Origin of the sequence: Halodurantibacterium flavum (assembly GCF_042681825.1) — a bacterium.
GTDB lineage: Bacteria > Pseudomonadota > Alphaproteobacteria > Rhodobacterales > Rhodobacteraceae > Halodurantibacterium > Halodurantibacterium flavum.
The window spans coordinates 35,558-55,953 of sequence record NZ_JBHUGH010000037.1 but is presented as its reverse complement, the minus strand read 5'-3'; the positions used below and the strand labels follow the sequence as shown (position 1 = coordinate 55,953).

Genomic DNA, 20,396 nt, shown 5'->3' with positions numbered 1-20,396 from the left:
AGGCATAACGTCAGGGCGCGCGCCGGGTTCCGGTGAACCCGCAGGAGGAAGATGATGAAGGACGCAGGCCCGCAGGCAATCCATCTCTCTGACTATGCGCCGCCGCCATGGCTGGTCGAGACGGTCCATCTGACCTTCCGGCTCGACCCGCAGTCGACGCGCGTGCTGTCACGCATCCGGTTCCGCCGCAATCCGGCGGTTCCGGGCGACCACGACCTCTGGCTCGACGGCGAAAAGCTGACGCTGACGCGTGCGGCCATTGACGGCCAGCCGCTGGACCTTGTGCCCGAGAGCACCGGCCTGCGCGTCCCGGCAGCCTTGCTTCCGGCCGACGGGTTCGAATGGACCGCCGAGGTCAGCATCGCGCCCGCCGAGAATACCACGCTCATGGGGCTTTACATGTCCAAGGGCATGTATTGCACCCAATGCGAGGCCGAGGGCTTTCGCAAGATCACCTATTACCCCGACCGGCCCGATGTCATGGCACGGTTCCATGTCCGGATCGAGGGCGACCTGCCCGTCCTGTTGTCGAACGGAAACCCCGCCGGGTCGGGCGATGGCTGGGCGGAATGGGAAGACCCCTGGCCCAAGCCGTCCTATCTGTTCGCGCTGGTCGCAGGCGATCTGGTGGCCCATTCTGGCAGCTTCACCACCGCGTCGGGGCGGGATGTCGCGCTCAATATCTGGGTGCGCCCGGGGGATGAGACGAAATGCGCCTATGCGCTCGACTCCCTGATCCGGTCGATGCGCTGGGACGAAGAGGTCTATGGCCGCGAATACGACCTCGACGTCTTCAACATCGTCGCCGTGGACGATTTCAACATGGGCGCGATGGAGAACAAGGGGCTGAACATCTTCAACTCCCGCTATGTTCTGGCCAGCCCGGAAACCGCGACCGATCAGGATTACGAGAATATCGAGCGCATCATCGCCCATGAATATTTCCACAACTGGACCGGCAACCGCATCACCTGCCGCGACTGGTTCCAGCTATGCCTCAAGGAAGGGCTGACGGTTTATCGCGACCAGCAGTTCAGCGGCGACATGCGCAGCCATGCAGTCAAGCGGATCGAGGATGTGCTGACCCTGCGCACCCGCCAGTTCCGCGAGGATGGCGGCCCGCTGGCCCATAACGTGCGACCCGAAAGCTATGTGGAGATCAACAATTTCTACACCGCCACGGTCTATGAAAAAGGGGCAGAGGTCATCGGAATGCTGCGCAGGCTGGTCGGTGCCGATGCCTATGATGCGGCGCTGCGGCTTTATTTCGAGCGCCATGACGGGCAGGCCTGCACGATAGAGGACTGGATCGCGGTGTTCGAGGATGCGACCCATCGCGACCTGTCGCAGTTCAAGCGCTGGTATACGCAGGCCGGCACGCCGCGCCTGCGCGTGTCCGAGGATTGGGACGATGGCACGCTGACGCTTACCTTCCGTCAGTGGGTCCCGCCCACCCCCGGCCAACCGCTGAAAGAGGCGATGCCCATTCCGGTCGCGCTTGGCCTTCTGGCGCCGGACGGAACCGAGGTGCAGCCGACCGTCGTGCTGGAACTGACCGACCCGGAACAGAGCTTCCGGTTCGAGGGGCTGGCAGAACGGCCGGTCCCGTCGATCCTGCGCGGCTTTTCCGCGCCGGTCATTCTGGAACGCGACCAGTCGGTCGAGGAACGTGCCTTTCTTCTGGCGCATGACACCGACCCCTTCAACCGGTGGGAAGCCGGGCGCAGCCTGGCGCGCGACGTTCTGGCAGATATGGCGACGAATGGCTCCGAGCCGCCGCAGCTTTTCTTTGACGGGCTGCGGTCGCTGCTGGGCGACCGGACGCTCGACCCGGCCTTCGTGGCGCTGGCGCTTCGGCTCCCGTCGGAAGAGGCGATTGCGGAGCATCTGCATGGGCAGGGGCATACGCCCGACCCGGCCGCGATCCACACCGCACGGCGGCGGCTGTCGCTGCTGCGGGCGCAGGATCTGGCCGCCGATCTGGGGTGCCGGTATCATGAAATGATGGTGCCCGGCCCCTATTCCCCCGATGCAGGCCCCGCCGGACGCCGCGCCCTGCGCAACGCAGCGCTGGCCGCGCTGTCCCAACTGGACGGTGGGGCGCGGGCGGCCGAGCAGTTTTACGGCGCCGACAACATGACCGAACAGCTTGCGGCGCTTTCGGCGCTGCTTGAAATCGGGGCGGGCGAAACCGAACTGGCGGCCTTCCACGACCGCTGGAAGGGCGACCGGCTGGTCATGGACAAGTGGTTCAGCCTTCAGGCCATGCTTGCCCCGCCCGACCGTGCGGCCAGCGTCGCCCGCACCCTTGCCGGTCATCCCGCCTTCGACTGGAAGAACCCGAACCGGTTCCGGGCGCTGATCGGCGGCCTTGCGGCGAATGCGGCGGGCTTTCACGACCCCTCGGGCGACTGCTATCGCTTTGTCGCCGACTGGCTTCTGCGGCTCGACCCGCTCAACCCGCAGATGGCCGCGCGCATGTCCACCGCGTTCGAGACCTGGGGACGCTATGACGGCGGGCGCCAGACCCTGATCCGGCAAGAGCTTTCGCGGATCGAGGCGACCGAAGGGCTGAGCCGCGACCTGCGCGAGATGGTGATGCGGATGCTTGGCTGAATCCCGCCGGCGCGGGGGGCCGGGGACAAGGAAATTTCCCCGCCCCCTCGACAAAGTTCGACGATGTCATAGCTTTGTGAGGAAGCTGCGACAGTTTGGCGCCCTGCAAAGATGCCAGTGATGATGAAAGATCGAATCGACCCCCTGATCGCGGAACGCGCGCCCTGGCTTTTCAGCGGGCGCCCCCATCACGCGATGGCCCTGCGGCTGTTGTCCTCGATGTTGGGATATGGCCGCACCATCCGGATCGCGGACGAAATCCGCGACCTGCCCACGCCCTATATCATGGCGCAGATGGCGCGCATGATCGCCCGCCAGGTGACGGTGAGCGGGCTTGAAAACCTGCCCCGTCAGGGCCCTGCGCTGGTCGTGGCGAACCATCCGACCGGGATTGCGGACGGGATAATCCTGCATTCGCTGCTCGCGCCGCTGCGTCCGGACCTGTTCTTTTACGCCAACCGCGACATCCTGCGCGTCCTGCCGCAGATGGAAGATCTGATAGCCCCGGTGGAATGGCGCGCGGAAAAGCGCAGCCGCGCCAAGACCCGTGAAACGATGGAATATACCCGCCGCGCGATCGAGGCCGGGCGGCTTGGCGTGATCTTTCCGTCGGGGCGGCTGGCGCAACGGCGCGGGCTTCGGCTGCACGAACGTCCCTGGATGACCTCGGCGGCGATGATCGCGCGCAAGTTCGATCTGCCGGTCGTGCCGATCAATATCCGGGCGCGGAATTCCTCGCTGTTCTACCTCTTTGACCTCATCCACCCGACGCTGCGCGACATCACGCTGTTCCATGAGACGCTGAACAAGCATCGTCAGCCCTTTGCGGTGACCGTGGGTGTCCCGGTGGCGCCGGACCGCTTGCCGGAAAACGCGCAGGACGGCATCGACCTCTTGCGGCATGAGACGCTGCGGCTGGGCGGAAGCCATGCGCCGGCGGTGTCCATCGTGCAGATGACGGGCCTGCCGCAATGGCTGCGCCGTCCGGTCCAGACCAGCGGAACAGCCTGAGGGGGAACCGGGGGCGCGCCCCAGTGTTGAGGGAATGATCCCCAAACCCCAAGCGGAGCACTCCCATGCTGATACGTCTGCTGATCCTCGGTTTCGCCTATGTCACGATCCGCAACTGGCTGCAGCCGGACCGCCGTGAAGCTGTGGCCCGGTCTGAAAGGCTGCGTCCCCTGCCCTGAAGGTCAGGCGCGGCGCTGGCAGTAATTCTGGCTGGACGTCCAGCGCGCGATCTCGGCGCGCTTGCTGGCATCCCGCATCGGCATCCAGTCGGCGGCGACACCGCCCCATGCGCCGGGGCGGCCTGCGACGACGCCCGTGCGCGAGACCTGACGCGACGCGATGCGGATCGCGCAGGACAGGTTGGCGGCCCCGTCGTAAAGGCCGCTGCCTGTCGCGGCACAGCCATAGTTCCGCGCGGTATCGGGCGAGATCTGCAGCAGGCCACGGTAGCGTCCACCAGCACCCGCAGCCTCGGGGCGCCAGGTGCTTTCATACCGGGCCAACGCCGACATGAGGCCCACCCAGAACGCCGCGCGATCCTCTTCCGAGGCGCTCGCATAGCCGGGGCAGAAAGTCTCGATATCCGCAGGCAGGGTGGCAGGCAGCGCCGCGCCGTGGCTTTCGACTGCGTCAAGCGCGGCCCGGGTCCAGAGCTCGGCCTCGGGGCGGTGATCCCAGCGCGTCACGGGAAGGGCGGTGCTTTCGCTTTGCTCGACGGTCGCGCCACAGGCGGCCGGCAGAGCGATGACCATGGCCAGAATGGCGCGGCGGAGGATCTTGGCAGGAAACATCGGTAACCCGTGTCAGCACCGCAGCCCGTTGCGCGGCTTGCGGACGATGCAGAGAACCCCGCCCTACATCAACAACCCAGTTTCAGGCACGGCGCGCCATTGGCGGAAAGCCGCGAGAGCGTCGGCGGAATCCTGCACATGGGGCGCCGGTGCGGGCGCCGGTGCGGCGGCTCTTGCCCCGTTCGGGCGCCTGCCCTAGAACAGCGCAAGCCCGAAAGGATGACCGATGCTTGACCTTGCCTATAAATCCCCCGAACCCAAAGTGATCGCCGGCGCCAAGGACGATTGGGAACTCGTGATCGGGATGGAGGTGCATGCCCAGGTCGCGTCGAATGCCAAGCTCTTCTCGGGGGCCTCGACCGCTTTTGGGGCCGAGCCGAATTCCAACGTCTCCTTTGTCGACGCGGCGATGCCGGGGATGCTGCCGGTCATCAACGAGTTCTGCGTCGAACAGGCGGTGCGGACGGGCTTGGGGCTGAAGGCGCAGATCAACCTCTTTTCGGCCTTCGACCGCAAGAACTACTTTTACCCCGATCTGCCGCAGGGCTACCAGATCAGCCAGCTTTACCACCCCATCGTGGGTGAGGGTGAGATCCTCGTGGACATGGCGCCCGGCATCGCGCGCCGCGTGCGGATCGAGCGCATCCACCTTGAGCAGGACGCGGGCAAGTCGATCCACGACATGGACCCGAACATGTCCTTCGTGGACCTGAACCGCACCGGCGTCGCCCTGATGGAAATCGTGAGCCGCCCCGACATTCGCGGCCCCGAAGAGGCCGCGGCCTATGTGGTCAAGCTGCGCCAGATGCTGCGTTACCTTGGCACCTGCGACGGCAACATGCAGAACGGCAACCTGCGCGCCGACGTGAACGTGTCCGTCTGCCGCCCCGGCGCCTATGAGAAATTCATCGAAACGGGCGATTTCGGCTATCTGGGCACGCGCTGCGAGATCAAGAACATGAACTCCATGCGCTTCATCCAGCAGGCAATCGAATATGAGGCCCGTCGCCAGATCGCCATCATCGAGGATGGGGGCACGGTGGTGCAGGAAACGCGGCTCTATGACCCGGACAAGGGCGAAACCCGCTCGATGCGGTCCAAGGAAGAGGCGCATGACTATCGCTACTTCCCCGATCCCGACCTGCTGCCGCTGGAACTGGAGCAGGCCTGGGTCGACGACATCGCGGCGTCCTTGCCCGAACTGCCGGATGAAAAGAAGGCGCGGTTCGTGCTGAACTACGGCATGACGGAATATGACGCGGGCGTCCTGACCGCCGAGGCCGAGAATGCGGCCTTTTTCGAAGAGGTCGCCACTGGCCGCGACGGCAAGCAAGCCGCGAACTGGGTCATCAACGAACTCTTTGGCCGGCTGAACAAGCAGGGACTGACGGTGGCGGAAAGCCCCGTTTCGGCGGCGCAGCTTGGCGGGGTTCTGGACCTGATGGCCAAGGGCGACATCTCGGGCAAGATCGCCAAGGACCTCTTTGAGATCCTCTGGTCCGAAGGCGGCGACCCGGCAGAAATCGTCGAGTCGCGCGGGATGAAGCAGGTGACGGATACCGGCGCCATCGAGGCCGCGGTGGATGAGATCATCGCAGCCAACCCGGCGCAGGTCGAAAAGGCCAAGGCCAATCCCAAGCTTGCGGGCTGGTTCGTGGGTCAGGTGCTCAAGGCGACGGGCGGCAAGGCGAACCCCGCGCTGGTGAATGAACTGGTGGCAAAGAAACTCGGCAACTGACGCAGGCCCTTGCGCGTTGAGATATCGGGCGCGTCCGGCGGGGCCCGTGTTACACTGCCGGAACCAAGGAGTCGGGCCATGGCACGTTACGAATACAAGGTGATCCCCGCCCCCGTCCGGGGGGCCAAGCTGCGCGGCGTGCGGGATGAGCGGGAACGCTTTGCCCAGACGATCAGCCAGGTGATGAACGACATGGCGCTGCAGGGCTGGGAATATCAGCGTGCCGAGACGCTCCCCTGCGAGGAACGCAAGGGCCTGTTCAAGCGGGAAACCTCTTACCAGAACCTTCTGGTGTTTCGCCGTGCGCAGCATGACGAAGCCCAGGACGCCGTCTTGTCCGACACACCGCGCCTGAAGGAGCCCGCGCTGGAACGGCACAGCCCCGCGGCCGAGTTCCGCGAGCCGCAGGTTCAGCCCGTCGCACCGCCTCCGCAAGCGCATGGGTCCGCCGCGCCTTCTCCGGCGGCGGCTGCAGCCTCGCTCCGCCCGGATGCGGAAGACGGACGCGCGCCGCGTCTTGGCCCGATCCGCCCGGCGCGTCCTGCGGCGAAACAGGCCACCATAACGCCGATCCAGCGCATCCAGCCCGAGGGCCCGACCCCGCGCGGCGAGTGACCGCGCGGCTCGCCCATCAGGCGTCGATATCCAGCGACAGCGCGTGAATCCGGTCGATGACCGGCTGTCCCAGTGCCGCATGAACCGCGCGGTGGCGCGCGACCCGGGACATGCCCTTGAACACGTCCGCGCGGATCAACACATTGAAATGGGTCTCGCCACCCTCGCGCCAGCCGCCATGGCCGCGGTGGGACTCACTGTCGTCGACGACTTCCAGCTGACGCGGTGAGAAAGCGGCCTGCAGCGCAGCGTGAATTTGATCGCTGAGTTTCATTTTTTCCTGTCAACCCCTTCAACACACCGCGCAAAGGCTTAGACTGCTGCGTCCGAGTCGAAAAGGGCCTCTCCGATGACAAGTCGATCGCCATTTGATTTTGACATGCGCGTTTCCAGCGACAAAAAGCGGCGCAACAAGGGAAAGCGTGGCATGTCCGGCGCGTTCGAGACGTCGACGCGGAAATGCGAAAGCCCCGGCTGCAACGAGGTCGGGCAATATCGCGCGCCGCGCTCGCCCGAGCGGCTGGATGAATATTACTGGTTCTGCAAGGACCATGTGCGCGAATACAATACCAAGTGGAACTTCTTCACCGGCCAGACCGAAGAGGAATTCCAGAAGTTCATGAACACCGACCGCGTCTGGGGCCGGGAGACGAAACCGATGCGCGAAGACAGCCGCTCCTGGGCGCGGCTGGGCATCGAGGACCCGCACAGCTTTCTGGGCGAGAAGGCCACCCCGAACCCGGCTGCGGCCGCCGCGCAGGCCCGGCGCCTGCCGCCCACGGAACGCCGCGCGATCGAGATCCTGGAGGCCCGCGATCACTGGACCCGCACCGAGATCCGCAAGCAGTACAAGAGCCTTGTGAAGGACCTGCACCCGGACATGAACGGCGGCAACCGCGACGACGAGGACCGCCTGCAAGAGGTCGTCTGGGCCTGGGACCAGATCAAGGACAGCCGCAACTTCCGCGACTGATCGCAGCCCGCCCTTGCGGGGGCGACGGATATGTTTACACAAAGCGGGTGACGGCACGCGCGGCTAAAGAGGACACGATGGCGGACGGAACGATGGAGAAGATGGGCAAACCGACCGAGGAGCTTTCGGTCCGCGATGTGTTCGGCATCGAAAGCGACATGGTCGTCAAGGGCTTTGCCGAACGCAGCGACCGCGTTCCGGATATCGACACCACCTACAAGTTCGACCGGGACACCACGCTCGCCATCCTTGCCGGGTTCCAGTACAACCGCCGCGTGATGATCCAGGGCTATCACGGCACCGGGAAATCGAGCCATATCGAACAGGTTGCGGCACGGCTCAACTGGCCCTGCGTACGCGTGAACCTCGACAGCCATGTCAGCCGGATCGACCTGATCGGCAAGGACGCGATCAAGCTGGTCGACGGCAAGCAGGTGACCCAGTTCCAGGAGGGCATCCTGCCCTGGGCGCTCCGCAACCCCTGTGCCATCGTCTTTGACGAATACGATGCCGGCCGCGCCGATGTGATGTTCGTGATTCAGCGGGTTCTGGAAACCGACGGCAAGCTCACACTCCTTGACCAGAACGAGATCATCACCCCGCATCCCTGCTTCCGGCTTTTTGCGACGGCGAACACCGTCGGCCTGGGCGACACGACCGGCCTTTACCACGGTACGCAGCAGATCAACCAGGGCCAGATGGACCGCTGGAGTCTTGTCGCGACGCTCAACTACCTCAGCCATGACGCCGAGGCCGCGATCGTCTTGGCCAAGAACCCGCATTACAACAACGAAAAGGGTCGCCGCCAGATCAGCCAGATGGTGACGGTTGCGGACCTGACCCGCACGGCCTTCATGAACGGCGATCTGTCCACCGTGATGTCGCCGCGCACCGTGATCGCATGGGCGGAAAATGCACGCATCTTCCGGGACGTGGGCTATGCGTTCCGGCTGACCTTCATGAACAAATGCGACGAGTTGGAACGCCAGACCGTGGCCGAGTTCTATCAGCGCTGCTTTGATGAGGAGCTTCCCGAAAGCGCGGTGAGCGGCAGCCTTGGCTGACGCGGTCCGCATCGAACAGGGCCCGAGGCCATGACAAGGCGCGACGACAACCCCGCCGAACCGTTCAAGAAGGCCCTGGCCGAGGCCACGCGCACCATGGCGCATGATCCGGATATGGCCGTCACCTATTCGGTCGACCCGCCGGGCATGACCGGCGATGCGATGCGCCTGCCGCAGGTCAGCCGCCGCATGACGCGCGACGAGGTCCTGCTGGCGCGCGGCACGGCGGATGCCTTTGCGCTGCGCCGCCGGTTCCACGACACGGCGACCCACAGCCGCTATGCCCCCGAAGGGAACGTGGCCCGCGACCTTTACGAGGCGCTGGAAACCGCGCGATGCGAGGCGGTGGGCGCCCGGCACATGCCCGGCACCGCCGGCAATATCGACGCGCGCATCGCCCATGATGCCGCGCGCAAGGGTTATGGCCAGATCACCCAGCCCGCCGATGCGCCCCTTGCCACGGCGGCCGGCTATCTGCTGCGCCATCTGGCAACCGGGCGGGCGCTGCCCCGCGACGCGGCCAACGTGATGGAGCTGTGGCGCCCCTTCATCGAACAGCAGGCCGGCGGCACGCTCGGCGCGCTGGAAGAGGTGCTGGGCGACCAGAAGGCCTTTGCCCGCTTTGCCCGGCAGGTCATCACCGATCTTGGCTATGGCGATCAGCTTGGCGACGACCCCGACCAGCCCGATGAGGATGAGGGCGACGAGGCCGAGACGCAAGAAGAGGAAAACCCGGACAAGCAGTCGCAGGACGACGAGAAGACCGACGAATCCGAGAGCGGCAACGAAGAGCCCGCCGAGCAGAACCAGGACATGAGCCAGGCGCAGGCCACGGTCGACGACAGTGCCGAACTGGAGATGCAGGAAGACGCGGACATGCCCGAGGGCGAGGCCCCGCATGAACCGCCGCCCCCTGCCCCCCATTCCGACGCGGACCCGGCCTACAAGGTCTTCACCACCGCGTTCGATGAGGAGATCCGCGCCGAAGAGCTCGCCGAACCGGCCGAGCTCGAACGGCTGCGGGCCTATCTCGACCAGCAGCTCGAACCGCTCAAGGGGGCGGTCAGCCGGCTTGCGAACAAGCTGCAACGCAGGCTTCAGGCGCAACAGAGCCGGAGCTGGGAATTCGACCGGGAGGAAGGCGTGCTCGATGCCGGACGTCTGGCGCGTGTGGTGGCAAACCCGACAACGCCGCTCAGCTTCAAGGTGGAAAAGGATACCGAGTTCCGCGACACGGTCGTCACGCTGCTCCTCGACAATTCGGGCTCGATGCGGGGGCGGCCGATCTCGATCGCGGCGATCTGCGCCGATGTTCTGGCCCGCACGCTGGAACGGTGTCAGGTCAAGGTCGAGATCCTGGGCTTTACAACCCGCGCCTGGAAGGGCGGCCAGAGCCGCGAACGCTGGCTGGCCGAGGGGCGGAGCCAGCAGCCCGGGCGGCTCAACGATCTGCGGCACATCATCTACAAATCCGCCGATGCGCCCTGGCGACGGGTCCGGCCCAATCTGGGCCTGATGATGAAAGAGGGGCTGCTCAAGGAAAACATCGACGGCGAGGCCCTGGAATGGGCGCATCGCCGGATGCTGACACGGCCCGAGGCGCGCAAGATCCTGATGGTGATTTCCGACGGTGCGCCTGTCGATGATTCCACCCTCTCGGTCAATCCCGCCAGCTATCTGGAAAAGCACCTGCGCGACGTGATCGGCATGGTCGAACGCCGCAAGGCGGTCGAGCTTCTTGCAATCGGGATCGGCCATGATGTGACCCGTTACTACGACCGGGCCGTCACGATCACCGATGTGGAACAACTGGCCGGTGCGATGACCGAACAACTGGCCGCGCTTTTCGATGCGGACCCGCGCGCGCGGGCCCGGGTGATGGGGATCAGACGGTGACATTTCAGGGTTTCACGGCCACGACCCGCCCGGAACAGGGGCCGCCGCGCCTTGCCGCGCTGCGGGCGGCGATGAGCGATGAGGGGCTTGCCGGTTTCCTGATCCCGCGCAGCGATGCACATCAGGGCGAATATGTGGCGCCGCGCGATGACCGGCTGGCCTGGCTGACGGGCTTTACCGGATCGGCGGGGTTCTGCATCGCGCTGGAAGACCGGGCGGCGGTCTTCGTCGACGGGCGCTACCGGCTTCAGGTGCGGTCGCAGGTCGATCTTTCGGCCTTCAGCCCGGTCGACTGGCCGGAAACCTCGCATGGGGAATGGCTTGCCCGGAACCTCGGCGAGGGTGTGGTGGGCTTTGACCCCTGGCTGCACAGCGCCGAGGAAATCCAGAAACTGGAAACCGCGCTGGCCGGGACGGGCGTTGCCCTGCGCCGCTGCGAAAACCTGATCGACCGCGTGTGGCCGGATCAGCCCGCCCCGCCTGCCGCGCCCGTGACAGCGCATCCGCTGGACCTCGCCGGGGAAAGCAGCGCCGACAAACGCGCGCGGCTGGCCCAGACCCTGAGGGACCAGGGCCAGCGCGCCGCGGTCATCACCCTGCCCGACAGCATCTGCTGGCTGCTCAACATCCGCGGCGCGGACATCCCCCGCAACCCGGTCGTCCATGCTTTTGCAATCCTGCACGCCGATGCGCGCCTTTCCCTTTTCATCGACCCGGCCAAGATCGAAGGGCTGCCGCCCGAGGTGACCGAAGGCGTCGATATTCATCCGCCTTCCGCCTTTGGTCACGCGCTGCAGGCCCTCTCTGGCCCGGTGCGCGTGGACAAGGCAAGCGCCCCCCTTGCCGTGTCTGACTGGCTGTCAGAGCCACCGGTCTGGGCAGCGGACCCCTGCATCCTGCCAAAGGCGCGCAAGAACGCGGCCGAACTGGCCGGCGCCCGGGCGGCGCATCTGCGCGACGGGGTGGCGATGGTCAAATTCCTCGCCTGGCTTGACGGCGAGACCGGGGCGCTGACGGAAATCGACGTGGCGCGCAAGCTGGAAGCCTTTCGCGCGGCCTCCGACCTCTTGCGCGACATCAGCTTTGATACCATCGCCGGTGCGGGTCCGAACGGCGCCATCGTCCATTACCGCGTGACCGAGGATACGAACCGCCCGGTCGCGGACGGGCAGATCCTGCTGGTCGATTCAGGCGGGCAATATGCCGATGGCACGACCGACATCACCCGGACGGTCGCCCGTGGTCGGGCGGGCGAGGACGAACGCCGCGCCTTCACCCGCGTCCTGCAGGGGATGATCGCGATTTCCCGCGCGCGCTTTCCGAAAGGTCGGGCCGGGCGCGATATCGACGCGCTGGCGCGCTATCCGCTCTGGCTGGCCGGGCAGGATTACGATCATGGCACGGGGCACGGGGTGGGCGCGTTCCTTTCGGTGCATGAAGGTCCGCAACGGATCGCCCGCACGGGTGAGGTGCCGCTGGAACCCGGGATGATCCTGTCCAATGAGCCGGGCTATTACCGCCCCGGCGCCTTCGGCATCCGGATCGAGAACCTGATCGTGGTGCAAGAGGCGCCCCCGCTCGCTGGCGCCGACGACCGGGCAATGCTCTCCTTCGAGACGCTGACGCTCTGCCCGATCGACCGGCGGCTGATCGTGGCCGAGATGCTTTCGGGTGACGAACGCGACTGGCTGAACGCCTATCACGCGCGGGTTCGGGACGAACTCCTCCCGCTTTTGAGCGGCGAGATGGGGGGCGAGACGGCGGACTGGCTGATCGCCGCGACCGCGCCGGTCTGACATGCTGCGCCGGGTGACATGTTAATGTCATCCTGTGCATGGTTACTGAACCCGCGATTGCGTGGAGGAAGATCATGACAAGAGACCTTGTGATCCGGAAGGCCGAGGGGACATGGGTCGTCCGGGCGGGCGGCGCCGTCATCGCGGAGTCCGTTAACGGGTTGGAGGTGATCGAGGCCGGGCTGGCCCCCGTCATCTACTTCCCGCGCGAAGATGTCGCGATGGCGTTCCTTGACCGGTCCGACAGCCGCACCCGCTGCCCGCGCAAGGGCGAGGCGAGCTATTTCAACCTCGTGGCCAAAAGCGCCACGATCCCGGATGCCTGCTGGTCCTATGAAGACCCGCTGCCGGGTGCCGAGCGGATCGGCGGCTATCTGTCCTTCTATCCCGACCGCGTGACCGTCGAAAGGGTGTGATGAAAGCGGGCGCGCGGGCCTTTCCCACGGCCGCCGCTTCGCGTATGGTGGCGGGCATTCCGAACCACCCCCTACGCCACCCCCGCACCCCCGAGACACCATGACGACGATCAAGAGCGCCGCGAACCGTGCGGCGCAAGCCGCGCCGCAATCACAGACGCTGGCGCTGCCCGCCACACCCGACGCCTTTGCCAAGGCGTTCTCGGACGCCTTCACCGCGCGGGATGCCGGCCGGATGGCCGCCCTCTTTGTGCCCGAGGCGGATTTCATCACACCCGAGCATGGCTGGTGGGAAGGCGCGCAGGCCATCGCCGAGGGACATGAAGAGGGCTTTGCCACCGTCTGGCGCAAGGCGCGGCTGGTGACCGGCAAGGCGCGTGTGCGCGATCTTGCGCCCGGTCTGGTGCAGGTCTGGCAGCGCTATATCCTCTCGGGTCTCTTGCGGGCTGACGGGACCGAGGCACCCCGGCGCGCCGTGATCTATGGCTTTGTCCTGCGCAAGACCCGCAGCGGATGGCAGGCGCTTTCGGCGCAGGCCGTGCACGGGGCGGACTGAGGGGCGCTTACCCCCGCACCTGAGCTGCGTGCGGGCGCCTATGCAGGTGCCGGCGTATCGAGCAGCGCCCGTGCCGCATCCCGCGCCGCATCGGTGATGACATCGCCCGAGATCATGCGGGCGATTTCATCGACCCTCTCCTCGACGCCCAGGGGCACCACGGTCGAGAAGGTCGTGCCTTGCTCCACCCGCTTTTCGACGCGCCAGTGATGCTGCCCCAGCGCGGCCACCTGCGGCGAATGCGTCACGACCAGAACCTGCGCCCCCTGGGCGAGCGCGCGCAGACGGCGACCCACCGCATCCGCGGTCGCACCCCCGACGCCCCGGTCGATCTCGTCGAAGATCATGGTCACGCCCTGCCCCTCGCGCGAAAGCGAGACCTTGAGCGCCAGCAGAAACCGCGAAAGTTCGCCACCCGAGGCGATGCGGTTGAGTGGCCCTGCCGGCGCGCCCGGATTGGTGGCAACGACGAAGGCCACGGCATCCTGCCCGTCCGGACCAGGCTCGGCCCCGGTCACCTGGGTCGTGAAAACCGCGCGTTCCATCTTGAGCGGTGCCAATTCGGCGGCCATCGCCGCATCGAGCCGTGCCGCCGCCGCGTGCCGGAGCTGCGACAGCGCCGTAGCCTCGGAGGCATAGGCGGCCTCGGCCGCCCCCACCTCTGCGCGCAGCTCGCCGATCCGTCGTTCGCCCCCGTCCAGCGCCGCCAGCCGGTCCCGCAGGGTCGCGGCAAATCCCGCGAGATCGTCAGGCAGGACCGAATGTTTCCGCGCCAGCGCCCGGATCGCAAAGAGCCGTTCCTCGAGGTCTTCCAGCTCTCTCGGGTCGAAATCGAGCGCCTCCAGACAGGTTTCGACGCCCTGCTGCGCCTCGCCCAGTTCGATGAAGGCACGGTTGAGCGCGGCGATCGCCCCCTCCAGCGCACCCTCGGCGCGGTCGGCCGCCCCCTCCATCCAGCGCAGGGCGTCACCCATCAGCGCCTCGGCACCGTCAAGGCCAAGGGCGGCATGGGCGCGCGCAACATCGTCGCGGATACGCTCTGCCGCCTGCATCGACCGGCGCCGGCTGTCGAGCACCGCCTCTTCGCCCGCCTGCGGATCAAGCCGGTCGAGTTCCTGAACCGCGTGCCGCAGGAAATCCTCTTCGTCGCGCACGGCGGCAAGCGCCGCCTCGGCCTCTGCCAGCCGTTTGCGGGCGGCGCCGAGGCGGCCCCAGGCGCTGCGGACGGCAGCCGCATCAACGCCGGCAAAGAGGTCTAGCATCTGGCGGTGGGCGCGTGGGTTCAGCAGCCCCCGGTCGTCATGCTGTCCGTGCAGTTCCACCAGAACCTCGGACAGGGCGCGCAGCACGTCGCCGCTGGCGCGGCGGTCGTTCACCCAGGCGGTCTTGCGACCGTCGGAAGTATTCACCCGGCGCAGGATCAGTTCATCCCCCTCGGGCAGCCCGGCCTCCTGCAGCACGCCGCGCGCCGCGTGACCGGGGGGCAGATCGAACCAGGCGACAACCTCGCCCTGCGCCGCGCCGCTGCGGACCAGTTCCGCCCGCCCGCGCCAACCCAGCACAAAGCCGAGCGCATCGAGAAGGATCGACTTGCCCGCCCCGGTTTCCCCGGTCAGCACGTTGAGGCCCGGCTGGAACGCAAGCTCCAGCCGGTCGATGATCAGCATGTCCCGTATCTCAAGCCCGCGCAGCATACGCGGTCAGAGCCAGTCGCCCCGGACGGTCTGGCGATAGATCGCCGAAAGCCAGCTTTCGCCCCGCGCCTCCGGCTCCAGCCCGCGTCCGGTCATCAGGCGATAGGTGTCCTGATAAAAGGGGTTCGACTGGAAGTTGTAACCCAGGATCGCGGCGGCCGTCTGCGCCTCATCGGTCAGGCCGAGCGACAGATAGGCCTCGACCAGACGGTGCAGCGCCTCGGGCGTGTGGGTGGTGGTCTGGAAATCCTCGACCACGACGCGGAAGCGGTTGATCGCCGCCGTGTAATGGCCCCGCCGCAGGTAATAGCGGCCGATCTCCATCTCTTTGGCGGCGAGGTGATCGAAGGCCAGGTCGAACTTGAGCGTCGCCGAACGCGCATATTCGCTGTCCGGGTAACGCTCGATCACCGCGCGCAGCGCCTGAAGCGCCTGGAAGGTCAGCCCCTGATCGCGGCCAATCGCGTCGATCTGGTCATAATAGGACAGCGCGAGCAGGTATTGCGCATAGGGCGCATCCTCATCCGCCGGATAGAAATCGAGGAAACGCTGCGCGGAGGCGCGCGCCTCCGGGTAGTTGCGGTCGCGGTGATGGGCATAGGCCTGCATCACAAGCGCCCGGCGCGCCCATTCCGAATAGGGATAAAGCCGCTCGACCTCACCGAAGTAGTTCGCGGCGACACCGGCACGGGCGCCGCTTTCCAGCTCGAACTCGCCACGGCGATAGATTTCTTCGGCAGTGAAGCTTTCGAGCGGGACATCACGATTCGAACCGCCACAGGCGGCCACCGTCGCCGCGAGCAATAGAGCGCCGGCGACCCGCGCCCATCCCCTGCCGAATGCCATGATCCGCCTACCCCATTTCCTTCCGCGCCGGCCTGAACCGGCACCAGTTGGCTTCGTCTAGCACAGAAAAATTCCCTGCGCAAAACGCCTTTGGCAGGAAAGCGCGGGAAGGAAATCCCCGTTTAAACCGCGCGGGGCAAATCGGCAAGAGTCACGCCCACGCCCGGAAGCTTGCGCCCGGCAAGGGGCGTGGATTCCACCCAGACATGGGACCGGGGCTGGGCGAACACCGCACGCAAAAGGGAGTTGGTCATTGCATGACCGGCGCGGTTGCCGACATAGCGGCCAAGGATCGGGCCACCGGCGAGGAACAGATCCCCCAGCGCATCCAGCATCTTGTGGCGCACGGGCTCATCGGCAAAGCGCAGGCCGCCCGGCGACAGCACCCGGTCGCCATCGACCACGACCGCGTTGTCGAGCGTGCCGCCAAGCGCCAGCCCGCGTGCACGCATCGCATCCACATCGGCCTGCCGGCAGAAGGTGCGGCTGCTGGCGAGTTCACGGACAAAGGCGCCGTTCGCCATGTTCAGCGTCTTGGCCTGACGCCCGATCGCCGCGTCTTCAAAGTCGATCCGGAAGTCGATTTCGAACGTGTCGGCGGGTTCGAGCCGGGCAACCGCTTCACCCTGCCGCACCTCGACCGGCGCCAGGATCTGCAAGGTCCGCACAGGGCGGGCCAACTGGCGCAGACCGGCGGGGATCAGTTTGGCGACAAAACAGGCGGCGCTGCCATCGAGGATCGGAACCTCGGGGCCGTCGATCTCGATCAGCGCGTTATGGATGCCGCAGCCCGCTAGCGCCGCCATGATATGTTCGATGGTGGAGACCGTGTTGCCGTCGGCATTCGCGACCAGCGTGCAGAGCCGCGAGGGCACGACCGTGTCCCAGCTGGCGCGGATCAGCCGGTCGCCCTCGATCCGGTCGGTGCGGCGAAACCAGATACCTGCATCCGCACGCGCAGGACGCACCGTCATCGTGACCGGAACCCCGGAATGGAGCCCGACACCCGTAAAGCTTACCGGATGGAGGATGGTGGTCTGCACTGCTCTCGCCTCATTTTTCCTGCGCGGCACAAATTCCCGCCGCTGCAAGATTGGAGGTAAATGCACGCTAACCTTATCACAACTCAAACATTCCTACGGTCGTGTAACATAGGAACGGATCACCAAGGCGCACGGGGGTGTGAAGACACAAGCTCTTGTTCATAAAAGAGAAAAGGCCGGCTCACGCCGACCTCTCCTGCCTGTTACATCACGAGGATGACGCGTGTCAGTTCGCCTGACGGCGCAGAAACGCGGGGATCTCGATACGCTCCTGCTCGGGATCGGCCTCGTTCTCTTCCTCATACTGGGTCATCTGCGGCGGCTGGCGCAGCGGCTGCTGGGCCGCGCGCGGTTTTTCCTCGCTATGGCCAGTCATGCGGTTGATGAGCGAGTTGATCCCGAAGCGCGGTTTTTCCTCGGCCCGGGGTGCTGCGGGCTGGGCCTGCTGCGGCTGACGGGCGGGCACCTTGTTGACTGCCGCCTGCAGCCGCGCCATCGCCTCGGGCGTGGGGGTGCCGGGCTGACGCGCGGGGGCGGCAGGGCGCGGCGCGACGAAGGCCGCCGCATCCTGTTCGCTGCCGTAGTTCTGGGCCGCGGGGCGGGCCTGCTGCGGCTGCGGGGCCGGTGCCTGCGGACGATAGGCCGGGGCGGGCATCTCATCCTCAGCCTCGGGTTCGAAATACTGTTCTTCCTCGACCGGATGCTCGAACAGCGTATGCTGCGGCTCGGCGCGCTGGGGCGGTGCCTTGGGCTGCGGCGCGCGGGGCTGCGGGGCCGCAGGGCGGGCCGCCGCCACGGGTTCCGCCTGCTGGGCGGGCTGCAGCGGCTCTGCCAGGCGGCGGCGCGGCACCGGAACCTCGACCTGGCTGGGGGCTGCGTCGATGCCGGTCGCCACGACCGAGACGCGCATCATCCCCTCCATCGCCGTGTCGAGCGTCGAACCCACGATGATGTTCGCATCGGGATCGACCTCTTCGCGGATACGGTTCGCGGCCTCGTCCAGTTCGAACAGGGTCAGGTCGTAGCCACCGGTGATGTTGATCAGGACGCCCTTGGCGCCGCGCAGGCTGATTTCGTCCAGCAGCGGGTTCGCGATCGCCTTTTCGGCCGCCTGAATGGCACGGTTTTCGCCCGATGCCTCGCCCGTGCCCATCATCGCCTTGCCCATCTCGTCCATCACGGCGCGCACATCGGCAAAGTCGAGGTTGATGAGACCCGGACGCACCATCAGGTCCGTCACGCCCTTGACGCCCTGATAGAGCACATCGTCCGCCATCGCGAAGGCTTCGGTGAAGGTGGTCTTTTCATTCGCCAGCCGGAACAGGTTCTGGTTCGGAATGATGATGAGCGTGTCCACGACCTTCTGGAGCGCCTCGACCCCTTCTTCGGCCTGGCGCATCCGCTTGGAGCCTTCGAACTGGAACGGCTTGGTCACGACGCCGACCGTCAGCACGCCAAGCTCACGCGCCGCCTGGGCGATGATCGGGGCTGCGCCGGTGCCGGTGCCGCCCCCCATCCCGGCGGTGATGAAGCACATATGCGCGCCGGCAAGGTGATCGACGATTTCCTCGATCGTTTCCTCGGCCGCCGCCGCGCCAACCGAGGGGCGGGCGCCCGCGCCCAGACCTTCGGTGACCTTGACGCCGATCTGGATACGGACCGGGGCATTCGACTGCTGCAGCGCCTGCGCGTCGGTATTGGCGACGACGAACTCCACCCCCTCGAGCTGCTGCTCGATCATGTTGTTCACCGCGTTGCCACCCGCGCCGCCCACGCCGAACACCGTGATCCGCGGCTTGAGCTCTTCCCGCTCGGTCATCATGAGATTCAATGCCATCGCTTTTCCGCCTGCTTATGTTCGACCGGGGCCGAAGGGTCCGCATTTTCAGCGATTCTACAGGCACCAGCCGGGCTGGTCACGGGTGAATCGCCATCTCAACACAAAATCTAGCACAGTTTTTGCCGAGTCAGGCGGCATTTCGCCTAACCGTCACGATATTGCGTCCTACCAGTTATCCCTGAACCACCTGAAGGCTCTTTTCAGCGACCGCGCCGGAAGCCGGCCGCTCGGGATATCGAAGTCCCACCATTCGTCCTGCGGATGCGCCGCAAACAGACAGAGGCCCACCGCGCTGGCAAAGGCCGCGCCGGTCGCCGCCTGCGGCAGCCCCTGCACCCGCAGCGGCCGGCCCAGCCGCACCTGCTGCCCCAGGATGCGCGCCGCAAGGCCGTCAAGGCCCGGGATCTGGCTGCACCCACCGGTCAGCACGATCTGCTGGCTTGGCAGATGCTCGAACCCGGCGACGTCGAGCCTTGCGCGCACCTCTTCCAGGATCTCCTCGACGCGGGGGCGCATGATGCCGATCAGCTCGGCCCGGCTGACGGTGCGGCGGTCCTTTTCCCAGTCGCCGCTGTCGCCGCCGATCTCGATCATCTCCCGGTCGTCCATTCCCGTCGCGACCACGCCGCCATAGAATGTCTTGATCCGCTCGGCCGTCGTGACCGGCACCTGAAGCCCCTTGGCGATGTCGCTGGTGACATGATCGCCGCCCAGACGCACGCTGTCGGCATAGATCATGTGTTTCTTCATGAAGATCGACAGCCCGGTCGCACCGCCGCCAAGGTCGATGCAGGCCGCGCCAAGTTCCTGTTCATCCTCGACCAGCGAAGAGATGCCGGAGACATAGGCCGAGGACGCGAGCCCCGCGAGCTCCAGGTCGCAGCGCTTGATGCAGTGGAGGATGTTCTGGACCGCCGCCGCCTCGACCGTGACGACATGCATGTCACAGGCCAGACGGTTGCCGATCTGGCCGCGCGGGTCGCCAAGACCACTGCGATGGTCGAGCGCGAAGTTCACCGGCTGTGCGTGCAGCACCTCACGCTCATGCCCGAAATCGGGCACGTCGCAGGCGGCAAGGACGCTTGCCACATCCTGTTCATTGACGGGCACGCCGCCGAGATCGATTTCTCCGGCAAGGCCATAGGACCGGGGACGCGCGCCGCCGAAGGTCGCGATCACGTGATCAACCCGCACCTGCGCCATCTTCTGCGCGGCCTGAACGGCGGTACGGATCGCGCGCTCGGTCTCCTGCATCGTGTGGATCTCGCCAAAGCGCACGCCGCGCGACCGGGTCGTGGCAGCGCCAATCACCCGGAACGACGACTGCCCCGCCATCGAGCCCACGCCGTCGGTCTCGCGGAACCGTTCCGGCCCGTCGAACCGCAGGATGAGACAGGCAATCTTGGATGTGCCGATGTCGAGCACCGCGATCACGCCGCGTTGCATGGCGGCACGACGCATGTTCCGCATGGCCCGTTGCGACTGATACAGATCGGTCATC

Annotated in this window: 17 protein-coding genes; 10 read left to right on the top strand and 7 right to left on the bottom strand. The window is 66.3% G+C overall.

Going from position 1 to position 20,396, the window contains the following annotated elements; all coding sequences use genetic code 11:
- The first annotated feature begins 54 nt into the window (after positions 1-54).
- Together pepN and ACFSGJ_RS19155 are read left to right on the top strand one after the other, a co-directional pair.
- Positions 55-2,616: an aminopeptidase N gene (gene pepN, locus ACFSGJ_RS19160; RefSeq protein WP_390265771.1), complete on the top strand. Its 2,562-nt coding sequence runs from the start codon at positions 55-57 to the stop codon at positions 2,614-2,616.
- Between the two features lie 111 nt (positions 2,617-2,727).
- Complete coding sequence (locus ACFSGJ_RS19155; protein ID WP_390265596.1) at positions 2,728-3,627, top strand: lysophospholipid acyltransferase family protein; 900 nt, start codon at positions 2,728-2,730, stop codon at positions 3,625-3,627.
- 182 nt (positions 3,628-3,809) lie between these two features.
- On the opposite strand, the gene ACFSGJ_RS19150 is transcribed toward ACFSGJ_RS19155, so the two are convergent.
- Positions 3,810-4,418 (bottom strand): transglycosylase SLT domain-containing protein, encoded by a 609-nt coding sequence (locus ACFSGJ_RS19150; RefSeq protein ID WP_390265594.1) that lies wholly within the window; start codon positions 4,416-4,418, stop codon positions 3,810-3,812.
- A gap of 226 nt (positions 4,419-4,644) precedes the next feature.
- Here ACFSGJ_RS19150 and gatB point away from each other — a divergent pair, with 226 nt between their 5' ends.
- Entirely contained in the window at positions 4,645-6,156 is a 1,512-nt protein-coding gene (gene gatB, locus ACFSGJ_RS19145; protein WP_390265592.1) for an Asp-tRNA(Asn)/Glu-tRNA(Gln) amidotransferase subunit GatB, read from the top strand.
- 78 nt (positions 6,157-6,234) lie between these two features.
- A complete protein-coding gene (locus tag ACFSGJ_RS19140; protein ID WP_390265590.1) occupies positions 6,235-6,771 on the top strand; it encodes a DUF4177 domain-containing protein in 537 nt (178 codons plus the stop codon).
- A gap of 16 nt (positions 6,772-6,787) precedes the next feature.
- Here ACFSGJ_RS19140 and ACFSGJ_RS19135 read toward each other — a convergent pair whose 3' ends face one another.
- The gene (locus ACFSGJ_RS19135; RefSeq protein WP_390265588.1) at positions 6,788-7,045 is read right to left on the bottom strand and encodes a BolA family protein; all 258 of its coding nucleotides are present in this window, start codon (positions 7,043-7,045) and stop codon (positions 6,788-6,790) included.
- Positions 7,046-7,120: 75 nt separating this feature from the next.
- Here ACFSGJ_RS19135 and ACFSGJ_RS19130 point away from each other — a divergent pair, with 75 nt between their 5' ends.
- The 6 genes from ACFSGJ_RS19130 to ACFSGJ_RS19105 all read left to right on the top strand — a co-directional run bounded on the left by ACFSGJ_RS19130 (position 7,121) and on the right by ACFSGJ_RS19105 (position 13,472).
- A complete protein-coding gene (locus tag ACFSGJ_RS19130; protein ID WP_390265586.1) occupies positions 7,121-7,744 on the top strand; it encodes a DnaJ domain-containing protein in 624 nt (207 codons plus the stop codon).
- 77 nt (positions 7,745-7,821) lie between these two features.
- Positions 7,822-8,808 carry a cobaltochelatase subunit CobS gene (gene cobS, locus ACFSGJ_RS19125; RefSeq protein ID WP_390265584.1) on the top strand — a complete coding sequence of 329 codons (987 nt, stop codon included), beginning with the start codon at positions 7,822-7,824 and terminating at the stop codon, positions 8,806-8,808.
- Positions 8,809-8,838: 30 nt separating this feature from the next.
- Positions 8,839-10,704 carry a cobaltochelatase subunit CobT gene (gene cobT / locus ACFSGJ_RS19120; protein ID WP_390265582.1) on the top strand — a complete coding sequence of 622 codons (1,866 nt, stop codon included), beginning with the start codon at positions 8,839-8,841 and terminating at the stop codon, positions 10,702-10,704.
- Positions 10,701-12,500 (top strand): aminopeptidase P family protein, encoded by a 1,800-nt coding sequence (locus ACFSGJ_RS19115; protein ID WP_390265580.1) that lies wholly within the window; start codon positions 10,701-10,703, stop codon positions 12,498-12,500. Before cobT ends, ACFSGJ_RS19115 begins: the two co-directional genes overlap by 4 nt.
- A 74-nt stretch (positions 12,501-12,574) precedes the next feature.
- A complete protein-coding gene (locus ACFSGJ_RS19110) occupies positions 12,575-12,916 on the top strand; it encodes a DUF427 domain-containing protein (RefSeq protein ID WP_390265578.1) in 342 nt (113 codons plus the stop codon).
- Between the two features lie 100 nt (positions 12,917-13,016).
- On the top strand, positions 13,017-13,472 hold the full coding sequence (locus ACFSGJ_RS19105) for a YybH family protein (protein ID WP_390265576.1): 456 nt from the start codon (positions 13,017-13,019) through the stop codon (positions 13,470-13,472).
- Between the two features lie 38 nt (positions 13,473-13,510).
- Here ACFSGJ_RS19105 and recN read toward each other — a convergent pair whose 3' ends face one another.
- The 5 genes from recN to ftsA form a co-directional block, all read right to left on the bottom strand.
- Positions 13,511-15,166 (bottom strand): DNA repair protein RecN, encoded by a 1,656-nt coding sequence (gene recN, locus ACFSGJ_RS19100; protein WP_390265574.1) that lies wholly within the window; start codon positions 15,164-15,166, stop codon positions 13,511-13,513.
- A 6-nt stretch (positions 15,167-15,172) separates the two neighbouring features.
- Positions 15,173-16,012 carry an outer membrane protein assembly factor BamD gene (locus ACFSGJ_RS19095; protein WP_390265572.1) on the bottom strand — a complete coding sequence of 280 codons (840 nt, stop codon included), beginning with the start codon at positions 16,010-16,012 and terminating at the stop codon, positions 15,173-15,175.
- 122 nt (positions 16,013-16,134) lie between these two features.
- Positions 16,135-17,055, bottom strand: a complete 921-nt coding sequence (gene lpxC, locus ACFSGJ_RS19090; protein WP_390265570.1) for a UDP-3-O-acyl-N-acetylglucosamine deacetylase — start codon at positions 17,053-17,055, stop codon at positions 16,135-16,137.
- 226 nt (positions 17,056-17,281) lie between these two features.
- Positions 17,282-18,892 (bottom strand): cell division protein FtsZ, encoded by a 1,611-nt coding sequence (ftsZ, locus tag ACFSGJ_RS19085; protein ID WP_390265568.1) that lies wholly within the window; start codon positions 18,890-18,892, stop codon positions 17,282-17,284.
- 168 nt (positions 18,893-19,060) lie between these two features.
- Positions 19,061-20,395 carry a cell division protein FtsA gene (ftsA, locus tag ACFSGJ_RS19080; RefSeq protein ID WP_390265566.1) on the bottom strand — a complete coding sequence of 445 codons (1,335 nt, stop codon included), beginning with the start codon at positions 20,393-20,395 and terminating at the stop codon, positions 19,061-19,063.
- Position 20,396: the final 1 nt, after the last annotated feature.

Coding starts and splice junctions, on each gene's coding strand:
- pepN (WP_390265771.1), top strand. CDS start 55: ATGAAGGACGCAGGCCCGCAGGCAATCCATCTCTCTGACTATGCGCCG.
- ACFSGJ_RS19155 (WP_390265596.1), top strand. CDS start 2,728: ATGCCAGTGATGATGAAAGATCGAATCGACCCCCTGATCGCGGAACGC.
- ACFSGJ_RS19150 (WP_390265594.1), bottom strand. CDS start 4,418: ATGTTTCCTGCCAAGATCCTCCGCCGCGCCATTCTGGCCATGGTCATC.
- gatB (WP_390265592.1), top strand. CDS start 4,645: ATGCTTGACCTTGCCTATAAATCCCCCGAACCCAAAGTGATCGCCGGC.
- ACFSGJ_RS19140 (WP_390265590.1), top strand. CDS start 6,235: ATGGCACGTTACGAATACAAGGTGATCCCCGCCCCCGTCCGGGGGGCC.
- ACFSGJ_RS19135 (WP_390265588.1), bottom strand. CDS start 7,045: ATGAAACTCAGCGATCAAATTCACGCTGCGCTGCAGGCCGCTTTCTCA.
- ACFSGJ_RS19130 (WP_390265586.1), top strand. CDS start 7,121: ATGACAAGTCGATCGCCATTTGATTTTGACATGCGCGTTTCCAGCGAC.
- cobS (WP_390265584.1), top strand. CDS start 7,822: ATGGCGGACGGAACGATGGAGAAGATGGGCAAACCGACCGAGGAGCTT.
- cobT (WP_390265582.1), top strand. CDS start 8,839: ATGACAAGGCGCGACGACAACCCCGCCGAACCGTTCAAGAAGGCCCTG.
- ACFSGJ_RS19110 (WP_390265578.1), top strand. CDS start 12,575: ATGACAAGAGACCTTGTGATCCGGAAGGCCGAGGGGACATGGGTCGTC.
- ACFSGJ_RS19105 (WP_390265576.1), top strand. CDS start 13,017: ATGACGACGATCAAGAGCGCCGCGAACCGTGCGGCGCAAGCCGCGCCG.
- recN (WP_390265574.1), bottom strand. CDS start 15,166: ATGCTGCGCGGGCTTGAGATACGGGACATGCTGATCATCGACCGGCTG.
- ACFSGJ_RS19095 (WP_390265572.1), bottom strand. CDS start 16,012: ATGGCATTCGGCAGGGGATGGGCGCGGGTCGCCGGCGCTCTATTGCTC.
- ftsZ (WP_390265568.1), bottom strand. CDS start 18,892: ATGGCATTGAATCTCATGATGACCGAGCGGGAAGAGCTCAAGCCGCGG.
- ftsA (WP_390265566.1), bottom strand. CDS start 20,395: ATGACCGATCTGTATCAGTCGCAACGGGCCATGCGGAACATGCGTCGT.